Origin of the sequence: Domibacillus indicus, assembly GCF_023715895.1 — a bacterium.
GTDB classification, from domain to species: Bacteria; Bacillota; Bacilli; order Bacillales; family Domibacillaceae; genus Domibacillus; species Domibacillus indicus_A.
This window is the reverse complement of sequence record NZ_JAMBOO010000010.1, coordinates 74,898-98,166: the sequence shown is the minus strand read 5'-3', so window position 1 is coordinate 98,166 and position 23,269 is coordinate 74,898. Positions and strand designations below refer to the sequence as shown.

Annotated in this window: 20 protein-coding genes; 1 reads left to right on the top strand and 19 read right to left on the bottom strand. The window is 41.5% G+C overall.

Translation table 11 applies throughout. The annotated features are described in order from the left end of the window. Positions 1 to 12: 12 nt before the first annotated feature. From M3221_RS15305 to M3221_RS15250, 12 genes are all read right to left on the bottom strand, one after another. Positions 13 to 1,047 carry a carbohydrate kinase family protein gene (locus M3221_RS15305; protein WP_251272609.1) on the bottom strand — a complete coding sequence of 345 codons (1,035 nt, stop codon included), beginning with the start codon at positions 1,045 to 1,047 and terminating at the stop codon, positions 13 to 15. 15 nt (positions 1,048 to 1,062) lie between these two features. Then, positions 1,063 to 2,049 carry a LacI family DNA-binding transcriptional regulator gene (locus M3221_RS15300; RefSeq protein ID WP_251272608.1) on the bottom strand — a complete coding sequence of 329 codons (987 nt, stop codon included), beginning with the start codon at positions 2,047 to 2,049 and terminating at the stop codon, positions 1,063 to 1,065. A 72-nt stretch (positions 2,050 to 2,121) separates the two neighbouring features. After that, positions 2,122 to 3,738 (bottom strand): ABC transporter substrate-binding protein, encoded by a 1,617-nt coding sequence (locus M3221_RS15295; protein WP_251272607.1) that lies wholly within the window; start codon positions 3,736 to 3,738, stop codon positions 2,122 to 2,124. A gap of 17 nt (positions 3,739 to 3,755) precedes the next feature. Beyond that, positions 3,756 to 4,637 (bottom strand): carbohydrate ABC transporter permease, encoded by an 882-nt coding sequence (locus M3221_RS15290; protein WP_251272606.1) that lies wholly within the window; start codon positions 4,635 to 4,637, stop codon positions 3,756 to 3,758. Positions 4,638 to 4,654: 17 nt separating this feature from the next. After that, positions 4,655 to 5,602 carry an ABC transporter permease gene (locus tag M3221_RS15285; RefSeq protein WP_251272605.1) on the bottom strand — a complete coding sequence of 316 codons (948 nt, stop codon included), beginning with the start codon at positions 5,600 to 5,602 and terminating at the stop codon, positions 4,655 to 4,657. A gap of 92 nt (positions 5,603 to 5,694) precedes the next feature. After that, a complete protein-coding gene (locus M3221_RS15280) occupies positions 5,695 to 7,188 on the bottom strand; it encodes a glycoside hydrolase family 32 protein (RefSeq protein WP_251272604.1) in 1,494 nt (497 codons plus the stop codon). Positions 7,189 to 7,456: 268 nt separating this feature from the next. Continuing rightward, positions 7,457 to 8,431, bottom strand: a complete 975-nt coding sequence (locus M3221_RS15275; RefSeq protein WP_251272603.1) for a LacI family DNA-binding transcriptional regulator — start codon at positions 8,429 to 8,431, stop codon at positions 7,457 to 7,459. 160 nt (positions 8,432 to 8,591) lie between these two features. Beyond that, the gene (locus M3221_RS15270) at positions 8,592 to 9,950 is read right to left on the bottom strand and encodes a GntT/GntP/DsdX family permease (protein ID WP_251272602.1); all 1,359 of its coding nucleotides are present in this window, start codon (positions 9,948 to 9,950) and stop codon (positions 8,592 to 8,594) included. 110 nt (positions 9,951 to 10,060) lie between these two features. Then, on the bottom strand, positions 10,061 to 11,500 hold the full coding sequence (locus M3221_RS15265; RefSeq protein WP_251272601.1) for a four-carbon acid sugar kinase family protein: 1,440 nt from the start codon (positions 11,498 to 11,500) through the stop codon (positions 10,061 to 10,063). 6 nt (positions 11,501 to 11,506) lie between these two features. Next, positions 11,507 to 12,397 (bottom strand): 2-hydroxy-3-oxopropionate reductase, encoded by an 891-nt coding sequence (gene garR, locus M3221_RS15260; protein WP_251272600.1) that lies wholly within the window; start codon positions 12,395 to 12,397, stop codon positions 11,507 to 11,509. Between the two features lie 231 nt (positions 12,398 to 12,628). After that, positions 12,629 to 13,240 carry a GntR family transcriptional regulator gene (locus tag M3221_RS15255; RefSeq protein WP_251272599.1) on the bottom strand — a complete coding sequence of 204 codons (612 nt, stop codon included), beginning with the start codon at positions 13,238 to 13,240 and terminating at the stop codon, positions 12,629 to 12,631. A 157-nt stretch (positions 13,241 to 13,397) separates the two neighbouring features. Beyond that, positions 13,398 to 15,125, bottom strand: a complete 1,728-nt coding sequence (locus M3221_RS15250; protein ID WP_251272598.1) for a methyl-accepting chemotaxis protein — start codon at positions 15,123 to 15,125, stop codon at positions 13,398 to 13,400. A gap of 453 nt (positions 15,126 to 15,578) precedes the next feature. Here M3221_RS15250 and M3221_RS15245 point away from each other — a divergent pair, with 453 nt between their 5' ends. Then, the gene (locus M3221_RS15245) at positions 15,579 to 16,265 is read left to right on the top strand and encodes a C40 family peptidase (RefSeq protein WP_251272597.1); all 687 of its coding nucleotides are present in this window, start codon (positions 15,579 to 15,581) and stop codon (positions 16,263 to 16,265) included. A 280-nt stretch (positions 16,266 to 16,545) separates the two neighbouring features. On the opposite strand, the gene M3221_RS15240 is transcribed toward M3221_RS15245, so the two are convergent. The 7 genes from M3221_RS15240 to M3221_RS15210 form a co-directional block, all read right to left on the bottom strand. Further along, a complete protein-coding gene (locus M3221_RS15240) occupies positions 16,546 to 16,767 on the bottom strand; it encodes a hypothetical protein (RefSeq protein ID WP_251272596.1) in 222 nt (73 codons plus the stop codon). 161 nt (positions 16,768 to 16,928) lie between these two features. Next, positions 16,929 to 17,585, bottom strand: coding sequence for a hypothetical protein (locus tag M3221_RS15235; RefSeq protein ID WP_251272595.1), 657 nt, complete (start codon positions 17,583 to 17,585; stop codon positions 16,929 to 16,931). Further along, the gene (locus tag M3221_RS15230) at positions 17,585 to 18,181 is read right to left on the bottom strand and encodes a hypothetical protein (RefSeq protein WP_251272594.1); all 597 of its coding nucleotides are present in this window, start codon (positions 18,179 to 18,181) and stop codon (positions 17,585 to 17,587) included. Before M3221_RS15230 ends, M3221_RS15235 begins: the two co-directional genes overlap by 1 nt. Positions 18,182 to 19,288: 1,107 nt before the next feature. Next, complete coding sequence (locus tag M3221_RS15225) at positions 19,289 to 20,362, bottom strand: tartrate dehydrogenase (RefSeq protein WP_251272593.1); 1,074 nt, start codon at positions 20,360 to 20,362, stop codon at positions 19,289 to 19,291. Between the two features lie 177 nt (positions 20,363 to 20,539). Further along, complete coding sequence (locus M3221_RS15220) at positions 20,540 to 21,202, bottom strand: GntR family transcriptional regulator (protein ID WP_251272592.1); 663 nt, start codon at positions 21,200 to 21,202, stop codon at positions 20,540 to 20,542. Between the two features lie 22 nt (positions 21,203 to 21,224). Further along, on the bottom strand, positions 21,225 to 21,638 hold the full coding sequence (locus M3221_RS15215) for a GNAT family N-acetyltransferase (protein WP_285880755.1): 414 nt from the start codon (positions 21,636 to 21,638) through the stop codon (positions 21,225 to 21,227). A 141-nt stretch (positions 21,639 to 21,779) separates the two neighbouring features. Continuing rightward, entirely contained in the window at positions 21,780 to 23,222 is a 1,443-nt protein-coding gene (locus M3221_RS15210) for an MBOAT family O-acyltransferase (protein WP_251272590.1), read from the bottom strand. Positions 23,223 to 23,269: the final 47 nt, after the last annotated feature.

Genomic DNA, 23,269 nt, shown 5'->3' with positions numbered 1-23,269 from the left:
AGTCTTTTTTGGCTATTCTATTAAATCTCTCGCTTCAAGTAATGTTACATTTATCGTAGAAATGTTTTTATTACGCTGTGCAGCAGCCAAATTCAACACATCCTTTTTTCCAATTGCTGCGCAAATCGCTCCTTTAACAGAAGCAGCTAATGCACCGCTTGCATTCGCAAAGGAAAGAAGTGATGTGTGATGGGTGTTAATTGTTTCAACCAGCCCCTCACTATGGACATTTAGCTCCATAAGTTTTGACAAAAAGCCACCAATAAACGCATCACCAGCGCCTGTTGTATCCGTGACTGCCACTTGAAATCCCGGATCATGAAATTGCTGGCCGCCCTCCAGAAAAAGGGAGGCGCCATTTTTACCTTTTGTGAAAATAACTGCTTTTACATTCCCAGCAAACAAAGAAGAAATGGCTTTTCCTTCTTCCTCAATACCCGTAATAAAAAAGAGTTCTTCATCTGAAATTTTTATTAAGTCCGCCATCGGCAAAAATTCTCTGATTGCTTCGCGGCAGCTTTCTTCATCTTCCCAAAGAGGCAGGCGTACATTCGGATCAAAGCTGATGATTCCACCCTTCTTACGGCAGCTGTTTATGGCTTTTTTATGGGTCTCTCGAATGGTTTCATGAATTAAGTTCACCGAACAAAAATGAAGCAGGTCCCCTTCCCCAAACCAGTCCTCCTCTATCTCCTCTTCTTTAAGCAATAAATCGGCCGCATTTTCCCTATAAAATGTAAAACTTCTTTCGCCTGTCTTATCCACTGAAACAAATGCAAGTCCGGTTTCTCCTTCGTCACTGCGTACGATATGTGCTGTATCGACATGATGTTCTTGAAGGACATCCATAAGATGTTCTCCAAAGTGATCATTGGCCATTTTCGTAATCATCGCTGCTTCCCCGCCGTATTTTGCGACGGCAATGGCTACATTCATCGGAGCACCACCTGCTACCCTCTCAAAACCGGCTACATTTTTTAATGATGTGTCTTTTTGAACCGGAATAAAATCAATTAATGCTTCTCCTATACAAAATACTTTTGCCATTTTACATCTCTCCCTTTAAGTTGTTTTCCCTTCAATCATTTTCACTGGAAAGACAAATTCCTTTGTATCAACCAGGTCGTACTTCCCTTCAATTTCTTGGATAAGTGTATGAACCGCTTTTTCGGCCATGACATCCAGCGGCTGCTGAATGGTTGTCAGCTCTGGCAAAATGGTCTGCATCGTTTCAGTACCGTCGTATCCGACTACCTTTAATTGTTCCGGCACAGCTATTTTTCTTCGTTTTGCTTCTGTCAGCACGCGGGCAGCGAGGTAGTCATCGCTCGCAAAAACACCATCCATACCGGGGTTTTCATTAAAAAGGCAGTTAATAACTAAATCAACTTGCTGTTCTTGGGCCGTTACTGGTATTTCGTACGTTTTAAATGTCATTCCATTTCCTTCCATTACCTCTTCATAGGCATCCCTGCGTTTGTTAGCCGGTGTTTCTAATTCTCTAGGTCCGTTTATATGAATAATGGATGTGCAGCCTTTTTGAACAAGCAATTCTGTTGCCAGCCGGCCTCCTTGATAGTTATCACTGGAAACAACTGGGATGCTTTCAGATAAGTAGCGGTCAATACCCACAACCGGCAAGTTGGAGCGCTGGTAATCTTTAATCCCTCGATTGTGTGCCCCGCTGATAATACCATCTACTTGATTCCCCAGCAGCATCGCCACATACAGCTCTTCTTTTTCGGGCTGGTTGGAACTGTTGCATAAAAGTACCTTATACCCTAACTCAAAACAAATATTTTCCATACGAGCGATCAATTCTCCGTAAAATGCATTCGCCGTTGAAGGAAAAACAAATCCAATCAGGTTGGTTTTTTTTGTATAAAGTGAACGAGCCACGTCATTTGGTATGTAGTTCAGTTCGGTCATCGCCTGACCCACTTTCAAGCGTGTTTGTTTACTCAAGTACCCCCGGTTGTTTAGCACTCTGGATACCGTTGTAGGGGAGACACCGGCCCGTTCGGCAACATCTTTTATTTTCGGCTTCATGATGATTCCCCCTTTTACTTAAACAAAAAAGGAAACGAGCTTTTGGACCCGTTCCTTTTTTGCATTCATGACTTATTCCGCACTTGCTGCATTTCGGTCATAGCCATCCTGCTTAATCTTAAGCCATGTTTTTAAGCCAAGACGGTCAAGCTCTGCTAAATACTCCTGCCATTCTTCTTCCACTTTCCCTGTCTTAATCCACTCAGCCCGTTTCCGATGCACGTAGGCAAACAAGTCCGCTTCAATTTTTGACAGCTTTTCTAATTCCTCTAGCGAGAAGAACACTTTCGGATAGATGTTCTCCGCTTTCATATGCGGCACCATAACATCTTTCATCAGACCCAGCCGCCACGCTGCATCATCCGGTTTTGTTGTATACTTACCATAATATTCATCGAGGATTGCTAATGGGCCGCCAATGTTTGTTTTTTGTCTCAGCTCTACCGGTGCTGCGCCTTCAAGCGGAAGATGCTTCAGCATATTTTTTTCCTTATCGTACTCAAAAATATTTTGCTGTTTGTCATCCCCATATGTGCCCCAGTTGTTTTGAACAGACTGAATCGGGTCATACAATTGGTCAATCCACTTCGCTGTCAGCTCTACATTTTGATTTGCGCTTGTAATAACCATCCGGCCGCGGTCAAATCCCATTCCGTTTGTACGGGCTACGTTAATTTCACCGCTTGGTCCTGCAAGCGGATTCATTAATTCATATTTTTCATTCATGCCGGTAATATTTGCTTTATCCCAAGTGAAATAAAGACCATACCGCTCATCTTTTCCTTTAGATAAATACGTGTTAAAGTCCTGTTCGAATGCTTCTTCGTCAATTAACCCTTCCTTGTACAGCTCATTAAAATACTTCATGGCTTCTTTGTAGCCATCCTGATTTGCTGTAAAAGTTACTTTTCCGTCATTGGTTACAACGGTATGATCCCAGTTGTCGCCAAGACCGAATGAGCCAAATAAAAAGGCTAAATCTTCTCCTCCTTTATTAATAATAAAAGACATCGGAATTTCATCTGCCTTGCCGTTTCCGTTTGGATCCTGCGTTTTAAATGCAATTAATACTTTCTTTAGCTCTTCTGTCGTTTTCGGCATATCCAGCCCGAGATTTTTCAGCCATTGCTGATTAATCCATGGAAAAGTATCAACAGAGTGAATACTTTCCTTGCCGGAACCAAGCTCTTCAATCCATGGGAACGAATAAATATGGCCGTCCGGTGCCGTAATCATAGCCCGGTACTCCGGTGCCTGCTCAAGTACTTTTTTGAGGTTTGGCATGTGCTCTTCAATCAAGTCTTCTACCGGAATGATCGCCCCGTCATCCGCCAGCTGAAGCAAGTCGTTATCACTATAAGCCGCATCCATAATAGCATCTGGCAGATCTCCGCTCGCCACCGCTAGGTTCCGCTTTTCGATAAAGGAGTCATTCGTGTAGTTTTTCCAGTCAATGTGCACACCTGTCTGCTTTTCAAGGCGCTGATAAATCAGCTTTTCATTCGGATCTTCCGGCGCCAGAGGAGAGCTTTGCGTTATAAATTTTAAGGTTACTTTTTCTTTTAATGGAAATTCCACATTCTCAAGATCTAATGCCTCTGTCGAACTGCTCGAGCCTCCGCTTCCACAGGCTGAAAGCAGGACTGCTGAGATAGATAGTGCTGACATTACCTTGTATACTTTTTTCATTCCAATCCCTCACTTTTTTATTTAATAGAACCAACCATGGCTCCTTTTTCAAAATACTTTTGGAAAAACGGGTACATAATAAGCAGCGGCAGGCTTGAAATAATAATCGATGAATACTTAATCATCTCTGATACTTTTTTCAGTTCAGCCATGGCCAGCTGGTCACTGATCATGCCCGGCTGTACTTCGTTTTGAATAAGGATAGAACGAAGAACGAGCTGCAGCGGGTGCATTGATGGATCTTCTAAATAAATCATCGCATCAAAGTAAGAATTCCACTGCGCGACAAATGCATATAAGGCGAGAACAAGAATAATAGGCTTGGACAGCGGCACAATGATTTTAAAGAAAATGTGCAGATCCGAAGCACCGTCGATCCGGGCTGCCTCGAACAGCTCTTTTGGAATCGCTTTAAAATACGTTCTAGCTAAAATAATATTAAACACGCTGACGGCGCCTGGAAGAACAATCGCCCAAATGGTGTTCAGCATGCCAAGATCTTTAATAACAAGGTAGGTTGGAATCAGCCCGCCATTGAAAAACATGGTAATAATAAAGAACACCATAAAGATCTGCTTTCCTTTAAATCCATCAATAGCTAGTGGATATGCGGCCAAAATCGATGTCAAAACGGTCACGAGTGCAAACAAGCCGGAGTAAAGAAATGCGTTAAAGAATCCCCGGACAATAGCGTCATTTTGGAAAATCCGTCTGTACCCTTCGAGTGTCCAATCAGAAGCACTTAATGCTAGCCCTTTTCGAAGCAGCACATTTGGATCTAAAAAAGATGCAAGCAAAATATAAACAAGCGGGATTAAAATAATGAGCGTAAATAACACGAGGGTAATCTTATTTGCTAATAGCAGCGCCCGGTCGGACTTGGTGTATTGATAATTCATTCTGAACCCTCCTCTCTTTAGTAAAGGCCTTCGCCTTCATTAAGCCGTTTTACAACAAAGTTCACAAACACAAGTAAAATTAAGTTAATCACAGAGTTAAACAGTCCAATAGCGGTTGAATACGCATAATCGCCAGCCTGCAGCCCAACTTTGTATACATACGTTGGCAAAATTTCGGAAGTCGGAATATTCATATCCGTCTGCATTAGATACGCTTTTTCAAATCCAATCCCCATGATACCCCCGGCAGCTAATATAAACAAAACGGCCATAACGGGTTTCAGGGCTGGGAGATCAATATGCCAGATTCGCTGCAGAAGTGATGCCCCGTCAATGGTCGCCGCATCATGAAGCTGCGGATCCACATTGGCGAGTGCCGCTACATAAATAATTGATGACCAGCCGGCCGCCTGCCAGATACCGGACAAAATATAAACAGAACGGAAGTACTCAGGCTCCGTCATAAAGGAAACCGGCTTATCCATTATCAACGTGATCAGTGAATTCACCATGCCGTTTGGCGATAAAAAGATAAAAAGCATCCCGGTAATGACAACAACTGAAATAAAGTTAGGCGCGTATAAAATAAGCTGAAGGTTTTTCTTTACGCGCTGACGTCTAATTTGATTAAGCATAAGGGCCAATAAAATAGGTACAGGAAACCCTAATACCAGGCCATAAAAGCTTAGTTTTAACGTATTCATAAAAATCTCGTAGAAGTTAGGTGATGAAAGGAAGCTTTGGAAGTGCTCAAGCCCTACCCATTCGCTTCCCCAAATTCCCTTTATTGGACTGAAATCCTTAAATGCGATAATGGCACCATACATCGGTACATATTTAAAGATGATCGTTAATAACACTGCCGGCAGCAAAAACAAGTAAAGCAGATAGTTTTGCATGATATATTGCAGCACTTTATGACGTTCTTTTTTAGCTGTCTTTTCTATCACAGATGTATTTTCCATCTTTTCTCCTCCATTATTTGCTCAGCTCGCTTTTAATAATGAACCGAATGTCAACCGGTTTCATATTTCATTTAAAAACGAGCTGCCCGTCTTTACTTCCAGATTCTTTTTAACGGATGCACGGTAAGTGAAATGAGTGTTACCTGTCCGTTTCCGGCAAATACTTCGATCGTGCGGCTGTCGCTGTCTGGAAAAATCAAATCAGTCATGGCTACTTCTCCGTCGTTCGCAAATACTTCCACCGATGACCAGTCAACGAAAATCCGCAGCTTTATTTTTCCTTCTTTAGGTGAAAGTACAGCTTGATGTTTTGCGGCGAAGCCTTCATGAAAATCAATCTGTCCGGAAGCCGTACGATCCATAAATAACTGTTCACTTTTCACATCATATCCAACAATCGTTTTTTCCGTGGAGGAAGTGCATAATGAAAAGCCAAATACGGCGACATCACCTATGTGAAACTCTGCTTCCAGCTCATAGGTATTTGCTTCTGGCATATACACTGCTTCTGTTTGATCGATAACTTCATTTTCTTTTAATAAAATGCTCTGTGACCGGAGGGCTTTTAATTCCTCCACCGGCGATTGAACGAGCCGTATTCCCTGCTTGCTTGATGCAAGCGACAATGTCCGCGGGAGTGTCATAGCTCCCCGCCACTTTGTAGACGGTGTCAGGTTCGCGTATTTCCAATTGCTCATCCAGCCGATATACACTCTTCTGCTGTCTGAATGCGGAATATCCGACCAGCTGACACCTGCATAGTTATCTCTGCCATAATCAAGCCAAAGGGTTGTCCCTTCTGAATTTTCATTACTGAATGCGGTTCCATTAAATTCACCAATAAAGTATTGTGTTCTTGATCCTTCCGCAAAATCGGGATGATCGCCTACGCTGACAAGCAGCACCCATTTGCTTGCTGATGGATCTCCGTCAACCGGAAGCTCGAATAAATCCGGGCATTCCCATACGCCTTCATGAAACCCCTGATTTTCACCAAACTCACTCGCAAATGTCCATTCTTTTAAATCGGGTGATGTATAGATGCTGATGGTTTGTCCCGTTGCCAGTACCATCACCCAGCGATTCGTTTCAGTATGCCAGAACACTTTTGGGTCCCGGAAATCCAGTTTTGATTCATCACTTAAGACAGGATTTCCTTCATACAGCTGCCACGTTCTTCCGTTGTCTTTGCTGTAAGCAATGCTCTGTACTTGCCTTGGACGATCCGAATCCGGGTATGTGCCTGCATGTGTGAAAATGGCTACCAGCCCGCTTTCACCATCGAAAAAGCCAGTTGTATCCTGCCAATCAACAACTGCGCTGCCAGAGAAAATAGCTCCGATGGAATCCGGCTCCAGCGCTACAGGCAGATGCTCCCAGGATACAAGATTACTTGAAACCGCATGCCCCCAGTGCATTGGTCCCCATGTCGTTCCATGCGGGTGATATTGATAAAATAAGTGATACTCTCCGTTGTAATAAACCATTCCATTCGGATCATTCAGCCAGTTTGATTCCGGTGAATAATGAAACTGTGGACGATAGGGTTCCGTATAATAAACTTCTTTTATGGGTATTTGTGTCATGGGCTCTTTCCCTTTCTGTCAGTTATTAAAGCGCTTTCTATAAATTGAATTGTATGTCATCCGGTTTCATATGTCAACCGGATGACAGAAAATATTTTTTGCTTTCTGGTCTGCTTATCTGACCGATGAAAAACCGACTATGTATGCTTCTAACAGCTTTTGAAAACAAAAAAGAACTGTCTCTCGTTTGAGGCAGTTCTTTTTTTGTATAAACCGTATTTTCAACGTATGCTTCGCTGTCTTTGAAACTGCGAAATGTTTTTTGCTTCTAAGTGCTGGCCCCTTCAATAAGCTGAACCGGAAAGACGTATTCTTTTTCGGTCTCTTTTTTAGGCGTTCCTTCAATCTCTTCTATTAAGAGAGCAACTGCTTTTTCTGCTATCGACACAATCGGCTGTTGGATTGTCGTTAATTCCGGAAAGATATCTCTAACAAAGCTTGTGCCGTCATATCCGACAACTTTTAACTGCTCCGGTACGCTTTTATTTCTTCGCCTGGCTTCCGCTATAACCCGTGAAGCAAGATAATCATCACTTGCAAAAATGCCGTCTACATCCGGCTCTTCATCAAAGAGGCTGTTTATGATTTTTTCCGCAGGACCCATTACCGGTATTTCATATGTTTTATATTCCATCTCGTTCTCTTTCATCACATCTTCATATGCATCTCTGCGTTTATTCGCAGGGCTGGCCATTTCTCTTGAACCGTTAATATGAATAATCCGCTTACATTTTTTTTGAACGAGGAGCTCACTTGCTAAACGGCCGCCTTGATAGTTGTCGCTTGATACAACCGGAATCGTTTCAGATAAATAACGGTCAATCGCAATAATAGGAAGAGAATGCTGATACGCTTTAATCCCCAAGTTATGGGCCCCGCTAATAATACCATCCACTTGATTGCGAAGCAGCATTTCCACATACTGCTCTTCCTTTTCCGGCTGGTTTGAGCTGTTACAAAGAAGCACTTTATATCCTCGTTCAAAGCAAGCGTTTTCCATATGAAAAATAAGCTCTCCATAGAATGGGTTTGAGGTTGTTGGAAAAATAAAACCAAGCAGGTTCGTGCGCTGCGTAAAAAGAGAGCGGGCTAAATCATTCGGAACGTAATTTAATTCTTTCATTGCCTCCGCTACCTTCTTGCGTACCTCCTGGCTTAAATAGCCTCGATTATTGAGAACCCGAGATACCGTTGTAGGCGATACCCCAGCTAACTTTGCTACATCTTTTATTTTCGGCTTCACTGATTACACGTCCTTAAATCACTATCTTTTTTTGTATTGTCTCATTGAAAGGACATAGCAGGCAAGAATTACACGTTATAAAAGAAAAGAGGCGGAAAAGCTATGCAAGCAGCTCTTCCGCCTCTTTTTACGGTCTTCTCTATCCTTTATTAACGGAACATTAAATAAATAAATCGACGATTAATACCATTCCAAAAGCGGCAAAAGCCAAAATCGTTTCCATAACCGTCCATGTTTTGAGTGTCTGGGTCACTGACATATTGAAAAACTCTTTAATCAGCCAGAAACCAGAATCGTTTACATGCGACAGCATAATGGAACCTGCCCCTGTAGCAAGAACAAGCAGTTCCGGGCTTACTCCCGGTGTCATAGCTGCAATAGGTGCGACAATTCCGGCAGCCGTCGTCATGGCAACCGTGGCAGAACCGACGGCTGCGCGGATCAGGCCAGCAATCATAAATGCTAGCACAATCGGTGAAAGATGTGCGTCTGTCGCGAGCTCTGCAATTGCTTCACCGACACCACTCGCCGTTAATACTTTGTTAAAGCCGCCGCCTGCCCCAATCAAAAGAATAATCGATGCAACCGGGCCGAGGCAGTCATTTGTAAAAGTTAAAATGTCTTTACCATTAAAGCCGCGGGCAAACCCGAATGAATAAAAAGCGAATAAAAGCGACAGCAACAAAGCGACAACAGGGCTTCCAATAAAGTCAACGACCTGACGGAATGAACTTTCAGGCGGATAGCGTAAATCGACAACCGTTGCAATCAGCATTAAAATAACCGGCAGCAAGATCGTGAAAATCGTAATGCCGAAGCCTGGCAGATCCTTATGCTTAGATTCTGTCAGCTGCTCGACAAGCTCTCCTGTTGGCTCTACTTTAATTTTTTTCGCAATATAAGATCCGTAAATTGGACCTGCAACTGCTGCAGCCGGCAGGGCAACAAGCAGAGAAAGGAAAATGGTTTCCCCTAGGTTTGCTTCAAAAATACCGACCGCAAGCATCGCTGCCGGATGCGGCGGAACAAGACTATGCACGACCGCAAGCCCGGCAACAAGTGATAAACCAATTTTCAAAAGCGGTGTGCCCGTATGTTTCGCAATCACAAAAACAAGTGGAATTAACAGAACAACACCAACCTGGAAAAAGACCGGAATTCCGCAGATAAGCGCTACAACCATCATAGCCCAGTGTACATTTTTTTCTCCGAATACGTTTACAAGTGTCCGGGCAACACGCTCGGCCCCGCCCGATTCTGCCATCATCTTTCCAAGCATCGTACCGAGCCCAAGAACAATCGCAATAAAGCCTAAAACACCGGCAACTCCTTCTTGAAAGGCTGTTAAAATATCCGGCAGTTTCATACCTGAAATTAAGCCCATAAATAAAGCAGCCATAATAAGTGCAACAAACGGATTCACATTAAATTTTGCGATCAGAACAATCAACCCTACAATTGAAATAATCGCGAATAAGAGCAAACTGACATTATGGCTTAAGCCAAAAATCGAATCCATGTTTTTTCCTCCTTCACCCTTCTCTTGATGTTTCGGCAAGTAAATACATTCACTTACCAGCCTGGCTGTATTCGCTTACAATAAGTGTAAGCGGCAGGTGCCGCACCCTCTTATTGGTGCAGCAGTTCTGCTACTTCTTTTAGCGTTGTTTTTGTTCCTACATTCCCAGGGAAAATCACATATGCCATTCCCGGAAACTTGCTTTCATTACCTGTCCACCAAACCGGGATACCCGGCTTGATCTGTCCCGCTACAACAGCCCGTTTTACACCAAGGCCATTAGTTCCAATATCGCTGGACGTAATGCCTCCTTTGGCAATAAGAAAACGCGGACGGACACTGAGCCGCTTCACGATACTCGTTACAGCATCAGAAATTTGGACGGACAGCTTTAATTCTTCTTCCTGCTTGTTTTCACCAAGATCCAGCCGTTCCCGTTTTGTGTAAACCGCAACCGTCTGTCCTGCCCGAATGAGACGTTCGCTCGTTTCAATCACCCGCTGAATTTCCGCTTGGAATTCCTCTGGCTGCAAAACAAGATGAACGTTAAATTCAATGAACTCGATAAAATCACATGTTTTAAGCGTTTCAAATTGTTCAGTTGTTTTCTTTACATGAGAGCCAATCATGATCAGCCCGCCATAATTGGATTCTTCTTTTATCAGTTCTTCTTTCGTTAAAAGCCCTCTGTCACTCACACCGCCGATTATTTTCGTCAGCGCCGCGGCACTTCGGAACATAAAATGCTTCCCGGCTTTCATAGCACGAACAAGCGCGATTACCACTACTTTTGCATCTATATAGTCCACCGCATTTACGATAACTTTGTTAAAGTTTTCAACAGTCATCAATTGCTGTACAAGACGGTCAATATGGAGAGCACGAATATCTTCCAAAGACAGGTACACAGCATTTGATGCTTTAAAAGCGCCAGCTGATTTTTCTTCTGCCCATTCCCCAAGATGGGAGGAGCGGTAGCCAAATGTCCGGTCTTTCGCAAACTCCGTTTCCCCTGCCGGCACCAGCTGATGTTCATCCTGTACATAGTGAATGTTTTCGATGGTAAAACGGCCGCCTTCTTTGAAAAAAGGCATAATTACTTCTCCATCAAACGCTGCGTCCGACTGTGACTCAATGGTGTTTTTTAACACCTCGGTCTCAAGTGGATAATGCCCGCGCAGTGTAGAATCCCCCCGGCTGATGATAATAAACTCTTTCCTAAATTTTTCGGCTGTCTTTTGAACGGTTGTGGCGATTTCTGTATGAGCCTGCTCCGTTTGGGCAGCTGTAAATCCTCTTGAATTCGTTAAGATAAAAAACATCGCATTTTCTTCTGCAAAACCAGCTTCTATACTTTCAGGCGACCAGTCTGTGTAAACGGAAATACCGTGGACCGTTTGAACTCCGGTAGGATCATCGTCAAGCACAATAATTTTCCGGCCGAATTCTTTAAGTTCCTTTGCAAGCAGCTCGTTTACAGTGCTTTCATCTGGAACGTTTGGCAGATGGGCGAATGTATCTTGTGCATTTAAAATGTTTGAATGATTCATCATACATTACGCCTTTCTTACTTCAACATTTGCTAATTTTTCATAGTACTGAACAATGCCGCCATGGTCGTCGCCTGATTTTCCATCGACTTTTAGAGCATGGAAAATCTCCAGCAGCTGGCTTGATAATGGGAGCGGAACACCAATTTCATGAGCCGTTTCCATTACATTTGTGAGATCTTTTAAGTTGATATCAATCCGGCCGCCTGCTACAAAGTTCCGGTCTAAAATCAATGGCACTTTGGCGTCAAGCACCGCGCTTCCCGCAAGACCGCCCCGGATTGCCTGATACATTTTCTCTACATCAATTCCTGCTTTTGCAGCTAATACAAGCGCTTCCGACATAGCTGCAATGTTTAAATTGACAATAATTTGATTGGCTAGTTTAGCTGTGACACCGCTGCCATTTTTGCCGACCAATGTTACATCTGATCCAACCGCCTGCAGTACATCTTTTACGGATTCGAATACGCTTTCTTTTCCACCTGCCATAATAGCCAGTGTGCCATCAATGGCTTTTGGCTCACCGCCGCTGACCGGTGCGTCGATCATGTCTACTCCTTTTTTGGCTGCCTCTTCAGCAATTTCCACTGAAGCTACCGGCGAAATCGAGCTCATATCAATAATAACGGTTCCTTCTGTAGCCGTTTCCAAAATACCGCCTTCACCAAGCACTACTTGTTTAACATGCTGGGAAGCAGGAAGCATCGTAATAATGACGTCACAAGTTTCTCCCATTTCGGCAGGCGCTGCCGCTTTTCCACCTGCTTCTACAAGCGCTTCCACTGCTTTTGTATTTAAATCGTAAACGCTTACGTTAAAGCCTGCTTTTAATAGATTTAGTGACATTGGTTTTCCCATAATGCCTAAGCCGATAAATCCAATTGTTTTCGTCATATGAAGTCTCTCCTTTTTCGTGATAACTTTATCGTTTTGTAGAACGCTTTCATTACTTTACGACTTCATTGTACACATTTATTTTCATTTTGTATACAAAAATATTTAAAATGTATACAATCATTTTGATCGTTCCTTAAAATACTAAGCTCCCCTCCCTTTGGTTGATTTCTTCTAACCTGCAATCAAAATATGTAAAGATAAAAAGCAGCTAATCTGCTTAGCTGCTTTTTACATTCTATTCAAACAAAATTCTAAATCCAGCTGTAGATGTTTTTTCATCAATTCTTCTGCCTGGTCACCATCATGCTGCACAATCGCGTTGTAGATTTCTTCATGCTCATCAATTAAAAATGGCCGTTTGTGGTATACAACCGTTTTTCGAAACAAATAAATAATAGACTGCATGCGGTCCAAAATATCTATCATGACTGGATTGTGTGTAGCCTTTACAATAAGCTCATGAAACTCCTTATTGGCGGACATTACCTCTTCTACTGTACCCGTCCGGCCGATATCCACACATTGCTTCAGCTTCTCCAGTGCTTCTTCCGTCATATAACTGGCACAGTGGCGTGCGGCGTACCCTTCAAGCAACATACGCACTTGAAAAATGTGGCGAAGGTCCATATCACTTGGATTAACCACCCGTTTTTGCTTAATCAGCCCTTCCTGCTCCAGTTTTCGTATAGATTCTCTGACAGGTGTCCGGCTGATGCCCATTTCTTCTGCAAGTCTTTCTTCTACCAGCTTTGTTCCCCGCTCGAGCTCTCCGCTTAAAATTTTATCCCGAACATATTCATATGCCTGCACATAAGCAAGTCTTGATTCCTTTTTTTCCACACTATCGTCTCCTGTAGCTTCTTTCCTTTATTCTAACCGATAATCCAGCAGACGTACATGTGAACGAAACCCAGTAGAAATCAAACTTTTAATAAAGTGTATACAAGTATATTTATATACTTGTATATTTGTATATGTGTATATCTGTATACTCGCATTAGCAAATAGAGTATTGTTCTGTTAACGAATTAAGCTCCCGGCTTAGGTTTGTCATCGCTTCAGCTGAAAGGGCCAGCTGAGCGATAGCTTGAACTTGTTCATCAATAGATGCAGTAATTTCTTCTACTGATGCTGCTGTCTGCTCTGAAACGTAAGACGCTTTTTGGACAGCTTCAGAAATGTCTTTGCTTTGCATCATCACTTTTTGCAGTTCGCTGTTTAATAATTGAACCCCCTCAGTTGTCTGAGAGATCACTTCTGAAATGCGGGCAAAGCCTTCTTCCGTTCCTTTTACGGCTGCGTCGAGCTGCTGTGAACGGTCAATGGTTTGGGATACGGCCAGCACCGTTTTTTCTGTTTCTGCTTCAATACCCAGAATCATTCCTTGAATCTGCTTGGTGGATTGATTAGACTGTTCGGCCAGCTTTCTTACTTCGCTCGCTACGACCGCAAAACCTTTTCCATGTTCGCCTGCCCTTGCTGCTTCAATGCTTGCATTGAGAGCCAGCAGATTTGTTTCAGCCGCTATGCTTTCAATCGTATCTGTAATACGCGAGATTTCCGTAATTTTCAGATATAAACTGGAAATGTTCTTACTTACTTCATTTGAAGAGGACAGGGACTCTTCGTTCGATTGTTTGAGCTGGCGAACCATTGCCTGACCCTGTGACACGGCTTTTTGCGAGTGTTCTGTCATTTCTTTAATCTGCTCGTTTTGATTATTCATTGATTGAATCGAATGGTTAAGCTGATTTAAGCTGGAATTTGTCATATCAAGGTCAGCTGCCTGCTCTACAGTACCCGAAGCAATACTTGTAATCGCTCTCTCCACTTCTTCGCTGCCCGCTGCGGTTTCTTCTGATATAGCAGATACCGAAGCTGAAGCATCAACAACTTGGCTGCTTGTTTCCTGCAGCCGGCCAACCAAATGGCGCAGCTGCTTATTCATTTCATTAAAGGATGTGCCCAGCCGGCCGATTTCATCTTTTGACTCGGGCAGCTTCTGATCATTTAGCTTCTTACTGGAAATAGCCGCAAAAGCAGCCGCAATTTGCTCCAAAAGCTTGATTTTTTTGCGGGATGCTGCATAAAATACGAGAACGCTGGCAGCTGTCATGCCGATTCCTGCTGCGATCATATACCATTTTAGTTTGACCAGCTCCTGATAAAATTGGTCATCCAGCACAATCATCCCAACCGACCATTGCCATGGCTCAAAGTAAGACATATAGGCCGTTTTCGTTACGGATGTTCCATCGTCTAACGTATCAGGAAAGTATACATACCGGTTTTGTGCCTCTGTCTGTTTTGAAGCTTGGACCATGTTTTCCCGGTTAGTCGTATCATCCGGTATATCTCCAACCGGGTTTTTTGGATGGAGTTCGGAAGAAAAGTCCTGCCCATACGCAACAAGATAGCCGTCCTGCTTATAAAGGAAGCTGGACTGTGTGTGATCATATATATCCCCTTTTTTTGGTCCTACAAGGAGAACCCTTGCCCTCTCTTTTGCCTCTTCAAGGCTTAAAGCTCCCGCCTCAACCTGCTCGTTTAACAAAGTAAGCGTTACAAGCGACGTTTCGACAAGATGCTTCATATCTTCTTTCCCTGCTTCGGTCAATTCTTTTTTGGTTAAATAGTAGCTTATACTGCTGACAACAAAAGCAGTGGCAAAAATCATAACCGTAATCAAAAGCATCAACTTTAAGAAAACGCTTTCTTTTAGCATTATACATCCTCCTTTTATAATGGTTCCTTTTGTCTATTTTATAAGAAGAAGAGGCAAAAAAATAGATTATATTCATAAATTCCACAAACTTTTTTTATTAATAAAGAAGGTTTATCTATTATACTTACTCTTCTCATCTTCAAATATCTTCCTTTTATCCCCACCTTCATTCAAACATAAAGCGAAAAGAAGTATTTTACATGGTTATTAATTCCATATATATCCTGTTTATATTTTGTTTTCTCCCTTCTCATTGGTATTACAGTTATCAGATATTTTCATCAGAAAACTTTCCTATATTCATAAAATTTACCAAAAACATCGATAATCCCCTATTTTTGTTGTAAAAATGAAATATTTCTGCAACTAAGTTGTTATACTTCCAAAATATAATAAAGGTAACAAATATTAAACTATAAAAAATGAGAAACGGATTCCAGGAGGAAAATAAACTTGAAAAAATTGATAGCGGCATTGACAGTCACTGGCATTTTGCTTAGCGGGCCACTTAACAGTGAAGCAGCGTTAGGCGACCGGACACTAAAAGCAAATATGAAACATCAAGACGTAATCCAATTACAAGGTTTACTCCAGAAGAAAGGTTTCTTTAATTCAAGCTACCGAAATGCTTATTTTGGAAAAAGCACCAAAAGAGCCGTTATGAATTTCCAAAGAAAGAACGGCTTGCGGGCTGACGGAATTGTTGGATCTAATACATATAAAGCATTAGGTGTAACCAAAACAACATCATCAAAAGTGAAATCTGCTTCTTATGGCAGTGTTTCAAGCGTGATCAGCGAAGCGAAAAAACATACGGGTACGCCATATAAATGGGGCGGAACCACTCCAAGCGGCTTTGACTGCAGCGGATTTTTACAATACGCATTCAAAAAGGGCGCTGGTGTCAGCATCCCAAGAACGGTTGCGGAAATCTATAAAACCGGCACAAAAGTATCTTCACTGAAAAAAGGCGATCTTGTATTCTTTGAAACGTATAAAAAAGGCGCTTCTCATGCCGGTATTTATCTTGGTGGAAATCAATTTATTCATGCTTCTTCTTCAAACGGAGTAAGCATTTCATCGATGAACAATTCTTATTGGTCTAAACGGTACATTGGAGCAAAACGAATTATGAACTAACAAAAAGCACCGCTTTTTCAATGAAAAGGCGGTGTTTTTACGTATACTTTTTGCTGACATAGCCTTTCTGCACTACTTGTTCTTTCAAACATCTAGATTCTCCTTTGCTGTTACTTCTGCGCTAGATTTATGCCTGCCACCGAAAAGCAAATGCAATTTAATTTATTAAATTAATGCAGGAATATGGGGAGGAAACAGCATAAAGATTTGATGTTTTGTAGAATACAAAAAAGCCTGAAGTCCTTGCCTGCAGGCTGAAACGTTTTTTGCGTGAATCGCTTTATAAAGACGATAGTTCTTTGCGAAGCAGCGATGTGTCTACATCGTCTTCTACTACAATGTGAAGCGGCTGATTAAACGGAAGTGTATACAAAGCTAGAAGGGTTTTTGCATCAAACAGCTGATTGTCGCTCTGCACCCATACATCGAATGAGTGGTTCTGCGCAATTTGATTCAATTTTTGTACATCGTCTTTGTCCCTTAACTGAAAATCGATTAACACCTGAACCGCCTCCTTTTCTACTATTATAGAGCACTAGCAGGCGATCGACGATGAAAAAGTGAAAAACCAGTCATTTGTTTTCTCTTTACGTTTTTTATGATACCGATAGATAGGTTTTAGGCGTTTTGTCTTTCTTTTATTCCCATATTAATAACTCACCTTTAGCGGTTAGGCACAATCGCCAATAAATCATACATTACCAGAATTGGGATCCAGCGGGTAAATTCTTCCCGAATCAGTACAATCTCCACTCCAGTTGCCTCGTGAATCGGCTGAATCGTTGAGTTGCAGCTTAAAAACGAATGCGCATGCCGCCATAAAAAGTAGCCCATCATAGTTAGGGAAACCGGTTCAGATCTTCTGAAGGTGAGCACGCAGTATTCATTCTCTTTCATTTCAGTTACCCATCCTTTGGGGACTAAAGAAAAAAGCTTAAAATAATTTTCGTCGTAAGTATCATTCCATTCGATCAGCAGCCCTTTTTCCAACAGCTTATCAATGGCCTGGTCCACTTCTTCGGCCGGCTTCTTTGTTTTCAGTAAGGTTATTGCTTCGAAACGCGTGGTAAGAGTTATTTTGACAGTCTCCCACACGTTGTATGTAAACTGTTCAAGAACAATTTCTTCGTTCCCATATTTAATAGAAAATGTTAAAGAAGCTGAGTCATTTGGAAAACCACCCATTACTTCGCCGACTGCGACTAACCTTTTGTCTCCATTGTCTTGTCCTGTTGCTTCTTTTTCATTAGAAAGGACAAGTTTCTTCGCTTCCAAAGCATTTGATGCACGGGACAAAAAATTTCCCAATAAGCTGCTCATTACGCTTCCTCCTCCATCAAAATCGGCAGATACTCGGTGTTCCAGAACCCTAGCTGAATCAGATAATATCCTTCCTTAGTCAGCAGCTCCAGCGCTTTTTCTTCTGTTAAAGACAGCTTCGTCATAATGGTATCGAGCACTTGAAGCAGCGGAGCACCGCCAGCTGCCGCGTTCCATAAGTGATACTGCTCCTGATTAAGCGAAATATTATTTCCATTTTCCCTGTGGTTACCGAGAACCCAGTGCCCCTCTATCTGTCCATACGCATAAGCATTGCGGGTAACAAAAATACCTGCTAACTCAGGGTCTTCTGTAGTCTCGAACTTCCATTGTCGAATTAAATTCAAAGAATAAAATCTATGTAAAATCCGGTCTAAATCATCGTTTGATATTTTTTTGGTTTTAGAGTGTATAAGCATCTTCCACTCGTCTAACGTGTCAAACTTACGAAACTGCCGCCAAAGTATGTATTCAAACTCTGGAAGTTCAACTTGTTCAATCCCATTTCCCGCTGAAAAGTATTTGTCTCCTGTTTCTTCGTCTTGATATAAAAAGCCGAGCTCCCGTCCAATTTGAACATAATGTTTTCCTGTCATTTTTTCCTCCTTAAAAATCCGCTTTATGTATCACACAGAAAAAAGCGGTATTCAAGTAACTTCCATAAAACAGTAGTTTATTTTAAACTTTGGGCGCCCCTTTTTTTTCCTACTCTACACTACAATTGCGGCATCCTGCGCCAAAATCATGTTCTTTATCATTCTCATACCAGTCATGGTCTTGTTTATTACTGAGGTTAAGAAGAATCATGCATTTTCATCCTGAATTAACTGTCTTGGCTTAAACTTTGTCCGTTTATGTATGACAGCTATTTCGGCAAGTAATTCTTGTTCACTCATCTCCTGATAAGGTTTTTTACTCAATCTGTAAATCAATTCCTTATTTGTAAAAACACTAGTTTAAATTGTATCATACTCTTTTAAAAGGTCTGTGATTCTAAAAGATCATTTCTCTCTATCTTTTAGACGTTGATAAAAGCTGAAAATCGACTTTTTATTAATGCTGTAATCTATCATTTTAAATAAATAAGACACTTAAAGACCTTTTTTGTTAAAAAAATATACGAAAAAACACACCTATACGGTATGTCAAAGTTGTTTCCTATAGAAATGATCATTTACTGTTTCTACGTTACGCTGTATTTTATTGTACTCTGCCGCTATAGACACAAACTCCTTTGTGCCTTCGTTCCCTGAAGGATAAAATGTATGTCTCACTCTGTATTTTCGTGCTGTCATTAGCGTTTTAAAATGTTCGAATGAAATGGTTAGTTTCTCGCTTTTCCTTGCTTCGACTATAAGTATATCTGTAAAAATAATATTGCAAGACTATGTAGGATATTAAACCAAATGGAGGAAAGAAGGTACAAAAAATGGGTGTCACGCTTCAGATGGACGAGTTTCTTCTATTATATATGACTGGCTGTTTCCGATGGCACGTTTAAGTTGAAGAAGGCCATCCAGCTAGTTGTGAATAAAGGAGAAGGGCCCTCCTGCTTGCTTTTACTTACTTACAATATTTTCACATAAAGAAACACCCCGATCGTTGATTTTTTGTTCAACCATTGGGGTGCCTTTCAGTGCTTTTTCCGTAATCCTATTGTATATGAGGAAAAGGCGTTTAGTTCTTCTTTTTAATAAAGCATCCTATTTTCCTTTTCGGTCAACTTCTTTCAATCGCTTTATCACTTCGGCTGTCACTTCATTTGTGGTACTGTTTCCGCCGATATCTGGCGTTAAGATTCCATCATTTGTCACACTTTCTACTACATCCAGTAGCACAGCTCCAAGCTCTTCTTCTCCAAAGTGATCCAGCATCAGTTTAGCTGTCCAAATTTGGCCAATCGGGTTAGCCGTTCCCTTTCCAACGATATCAGGTGCCGACCCGTGAACAGGTTCAAACATAGACGGATATTTTCCGTTCACGTTAATATTAGCTGCTGGCGCAATGCCAATACTGCCCATAATGGCTGCACCCAAGTCTGTCAGAATATCACCGAATAAATTGCTCGCTACAATTACATCGAAACGTTCAGGACGTGTAACAAAAAAAGCAGACAAAGCATCAATATGCTGGGAATCATGCTGAATATCTGGATAATCTTTGGCTACCTCTTTAAAAACGCTGTCCCAAAATGGCATAGAGAATGTAATGCCATTTGATTTTGTTGCACTGGTCACATGCTTTTTCCGCTTTGCAGCTAATTCAAATGCGTAGCGCATCGCTTTTTCCGTTGCTTTTCGGGAGAAGACCGCATTTTGAATCGCAATTTCATCTTCACCACTGTATATATTTCCGCCAACCGAGCTGTATTCGCCTTCACTATTTTCTCTGACTACAATCAGATCAAAATCTTTTGGGTTTACAAGCGGCGATCGAACACCTTTCATAACTTTGGCAGGACGTATGTTGATCTGCTGCTCAAATTCACGGCGTATTTTAATCAGTAGCCCCCACAGTGATATATGATCCGGAACGAGCTGTAAATTTCCCACCGCTCCTAAAAAAATCGAATCAAAATCTTTTAGTCTGTCCATTCCGTCTTCCGGCATCATGTGTCCGTGCTCCAGATAGTATTCACAGCTCCAAGGAAACTCTTTAAATTCAAAAGATAATCCGCCATGAATTTCTGCGATCGTTTTCAACACATCGGTTGCTGCTGGCACTACTTCTTTCCCAATCCCGTCTCCTGGAATACTGGCTATTTTCAGCTTTTTCATGTTTACGCCCCTTTTCACTATTTTACTAAGTATCCAATCGGTCGACGGTCGACCGATTATAAAATGATCATATAAAATAACCTGTAACAATGCAAGCGTTTTATTTTTTAAAAATAAAAAAGCTGCGGCTTTTATGGCCGGCAGCTTACCAAACTAGACTTATTTTTGATTTTCTGTTCATTCTGGCAGCACCTCTTTTAAATGATCCAGATCCAGCTTGAGGTGGCTGATCATTTCTTCTGCTGCTTTTTTTCCTTCTCTGTTCTGTATGCAGCCAAAAATTTTATGATGTTGTTCCAAAATGACCTCAGCCCTGTTTTCTCCTTCAAGATTTAAAATCCGAAAAAAGTACGTAAGAGATTTTAAACCATCCAGCTGTTTCTGCAGGCGCTTATTTTGTGTGTATGCAATAATCAAATGATGGAACCGCTCATTTAATGTGACGACCACTTCCGCTGATCTTTCATTTTCAATGGCTTCGGCGGTCTCTTGAAGCACTTGGTGGATGGATTGAATTTCTTCCTCTGTTGCCATACTTGTCATTCGTTCAACCGCAAATGATTCCAGAGCCATTCGGCAAAAATAAATTTCTTCTACGTCCTGAATCGTCGGTTCATACACTTTTACTCTTGATTTTTCATCTGTTACGACTAACCCTTCATTTTCCAGCATTCGAATGGCTTCCCGGATTGGGCTTTTGCTCACTCCAAATTCTTTGGCCAGCTGATTTTCGACAATTCGCTCACCCGGCTTGAATGTTCCCTCAAAAATCATTTTTTTAATTGAATGATAAAACTGTTCATAATACGGGATTGGCTTTTGAATTGAAAAATCGTTCATTTTCTCACTCGTTTCCTATTTGTTAGTAAAAGACCTTTTCCATCACCATGTATTTCTTCTGATCTCGTTGAAAACATTGCCCTGTCTCAACCAGGCCGAACTTCTGGTAAAACGGCGCTTTTTCTTTTCTTGCGTTGCACCATATTCTTTTTACGTCCCGCTTTTGTGCTTCATTTAAAAGAAAATGAAGCAGTTCGCTGCCATACCCTTTTCCCTGCTCTTCCTGGAGGGTCGCAAATTTACGAAATTGCATTTCAGCATCCTTTTCAAATGATGATACAACAGAAACGAGTTTATTACCGCTGTATAGGCCGTAGTGAAGACCTTTATCATCGTCTTTTAATTGAATATATTCGAGTTCCCGTTCAGGCCACATCACAACGTGCCTGATTTCCCATGCCTGCTCTTTTGAAATTGCCTGTATCTTCACATTCATACTCCCTGTTCATGACTTCGTTTCATTTATTATGACAAGTCATCACATATGGGTCAATCACTGTTCGTAAAACAAATAACGGGCGGGCACAGCCATGATTTTTTCTATCAAAAAAAGCTGCCATATCGGCAGCTTTTCCTTTTAAAAGTTAAAGTACAGAAATTCTGATACATTTTGTAACTGAAGAACCGAATAAATAACCAGGACAGCCAGATAAACAGCTGTCGGCCAATTTGGCTTAAATGCATCTTTCAGCTGAATAGAGTTTTTAGCAAAAACAGCAATCCCAAATGCAATGACAAGCAGAAGTGCTCCTTTCGCGAAGCTATCCATAATCGTAAAATCATAATATGGAAGGTCCAAGGTGTTAAACACTTTGTTCTGCAAATCATCTGGCAGGCTGAATCCGTTTAAACCGACCATACTTTTTAAAATCTGAAGAGCGACTTCCACCGATGGAGCACGGAAGAACACCCATGCCACGTTGACAAATTGGAAAGTAATAAACCATGCCAGCAGTTTAGGAAGCTTAAAGCCTGCCCGATTCCACAATCGGTTGATCACACTTGCTACACCGTGCATAATACCCCAAATAATAAATGTCCACCCGGCTCCATGCCAAATTCCGCTGATAAAAAAGACAGCTAAAATGTTTAGATAGGTTCTGACGGCTCCTTTACGATTTCCTCCAAGCGGGATATAGATATAATTCGTTAAAAATCTGGAAAGTGTCATATGCCATCTTCTCCAGAAATCCTGAATACTGAGCGCTTTGTATGGGGAATTAAAATTGACCGGCAGTACAATATTAAACAACAAAGCTGCCCCAATGGCCATATCAGAGTATCCGCTGAAATCAAAGTAAAGCTGGAATGTATAGGATAGCGATGTCACCCAAGAATCCACAAATGTTAGGTTTTCCGGTGTGCTGTATCCGGCATTCGCCCATACAGCAAACGTATCTGCAATTCCTACTTTTTTAAACAGCCCGATTCCAAAGATAAAAAGACCAGTTGCAATATTGTTATAGTTTATTTTCCGATTTTCTTTATCTTCAAATTGAACCATTACATCATTATGCTGAACAATCGGTCCGGCAATCAGCTGCGGGAAAAAGGTAAGAAACAAGCCATAATTTAATGGATTGTAGCCTTTTGTTTCTCCACGGTAGGAATCAACAAGATAAGGAATCTTTTGAAACGTGTAAAAGCTGATCGCCAGCGGAAGAACCAAATTTAAAATCACAAAATCAGTGCCAAAAACGGCATTTACATTTTCCACAAAGAAATCATGATATTTAAAGTAGCCCAGCAAACTAATATTAAACAAAATCCCAACTGTGAGCAGAATCTTTTTGCTCTTTTGATTATGCATTTTTCCAAGATTGGTACCGATAATATAGTTAACTGTTAAAGAAAGCAAAAGCAGCGGCAGATAAATCGGATTCCACCAGCCGTAGAAAAATAAAGAAGCTAAAAACAACCAGGTTTTTGATAACGTGAAATTAATTTTGTTTAAAGCAAAATAAACAATAAACACAACCGGAAGAAACATAAAAATAAATTCGAACGAATTAAAAATCAAGAAGCTCACTCCGTTAATAATGTTCTGTACAAATGCCCCCTACACTA

What these genes read in the sequence shown, in the direction of transcription:
- M3221_RS15215 (WP_285880755.1), bottom strand. Translation starts at nt 21,638, where the DNA reads ATGAATGTGAAGATACAGGCAATTTCAAAAGAGCAGGCATGGGAAATC.
- M3221_RS15225 (WP_251272593.1), bottom strand. Translation starts at nt 20,362, where the DNA reads ATGAAAAAGCTGAAAATAGCCAGTATTCCAGGAGACGGGATTGGGAAA.
- M3221_RS15250 (WP_251272598.1), bottom strand. Translation starts at nt 15,125, where the DNA reads ATGCTAAAAGAAAGCGTTTTCTTAAAGTTGATGCTTTTGATTACGGTT.
- M3221_RS15305 (WP_251272609.1), bottom strand. Translation starts at nt 1,047, where the DNA reads ATGGCAAAAGTATTTTGTATAGGAGAAGCATTAATTGATTTTATTCCG.
- M3221_RS15285 (WP_251272605.1), bottom strand. Translation starts at nt 5,602, where the DNA reads ATGGAAAATACATCTGTGATAGAAAAGACAGCTAAAAAAGAACGTCAT.
- M3221_RS15220 (WP_251272592.1), bottom strand. Translation starts at nt 21,202, where the DNA reads ATGAACGATTTTTCAATTCAAAAGCCAATCCCGTATTATGAACAGTTT.
- M3221_RS15265 (WP_251272601.1), bottom strand. Translation starts at nt 11,500, where the DNA reads ATGAATCATTCAAACATTTTAAATGCACAAGATACATTCGCCCATCTG.
- M3221_RS15300 (WP_251272608.1), bottom strand. Translation starts at nt 2,049, where the DNA reads ATGAAGCCGAAAATAAAAGATGTTGCCGAACGGGCCGGTGTCTCCCCT.
- M3221_RS15290 (WP_251272606.1), bottom strand. Translation starts at nt 4,637, where the DNA reads ATGAATTATCAATACACCAAGTCCGACCGGGCGCTGCTATTAGCAAAT.
- M3221_RS15280 (WP_251272604.1), bottom strand. Translation starts at nt 7,188, where the DNA reads ATGACACAAATACCCATAAAAGAAGTTTATTATACGGAACCCTATCGT.
- garR (WP_251272600.1), bottom strand. Translation starts at nt 12,397, where the DNA reads ATGACGAAAACAATTGGATTTATCGGCTTAGGCATTATGGGAAAACCA.
- M3221_RS15235 (WP_251272595.1), bottom strand. Translation starts at nt 17,585, where the DNA reads ATGAGCAGCTTATTGGGAAATTTTTTGTCCCGTGCATCAAATGCTTTG.
- M3221_RS15270 (WP_251272602.1), bottom strand. Translation starts at nt 9,950, where the DNA reads ATGGATTCGATTTTTGGCTTAAGCCATAATGTCAGTTTGCTCTTATTC.
- M3221_RS15295 (WP_251272607.1), bottom strand. Translation starts at nt 3,738, where the DNA reads ATGAAAAAAGTATACAAGGTAATGTCAGCACTATCTATCTCAGCAGTC.
- M3221_RS15230 (WP_251272594.1), bottom strand. Translation starts at nt 18,181, where the DNA reads ATGACAGGAAAACATTATGTTCAAATTGGACGGGAGCTCGGCTTTTTA.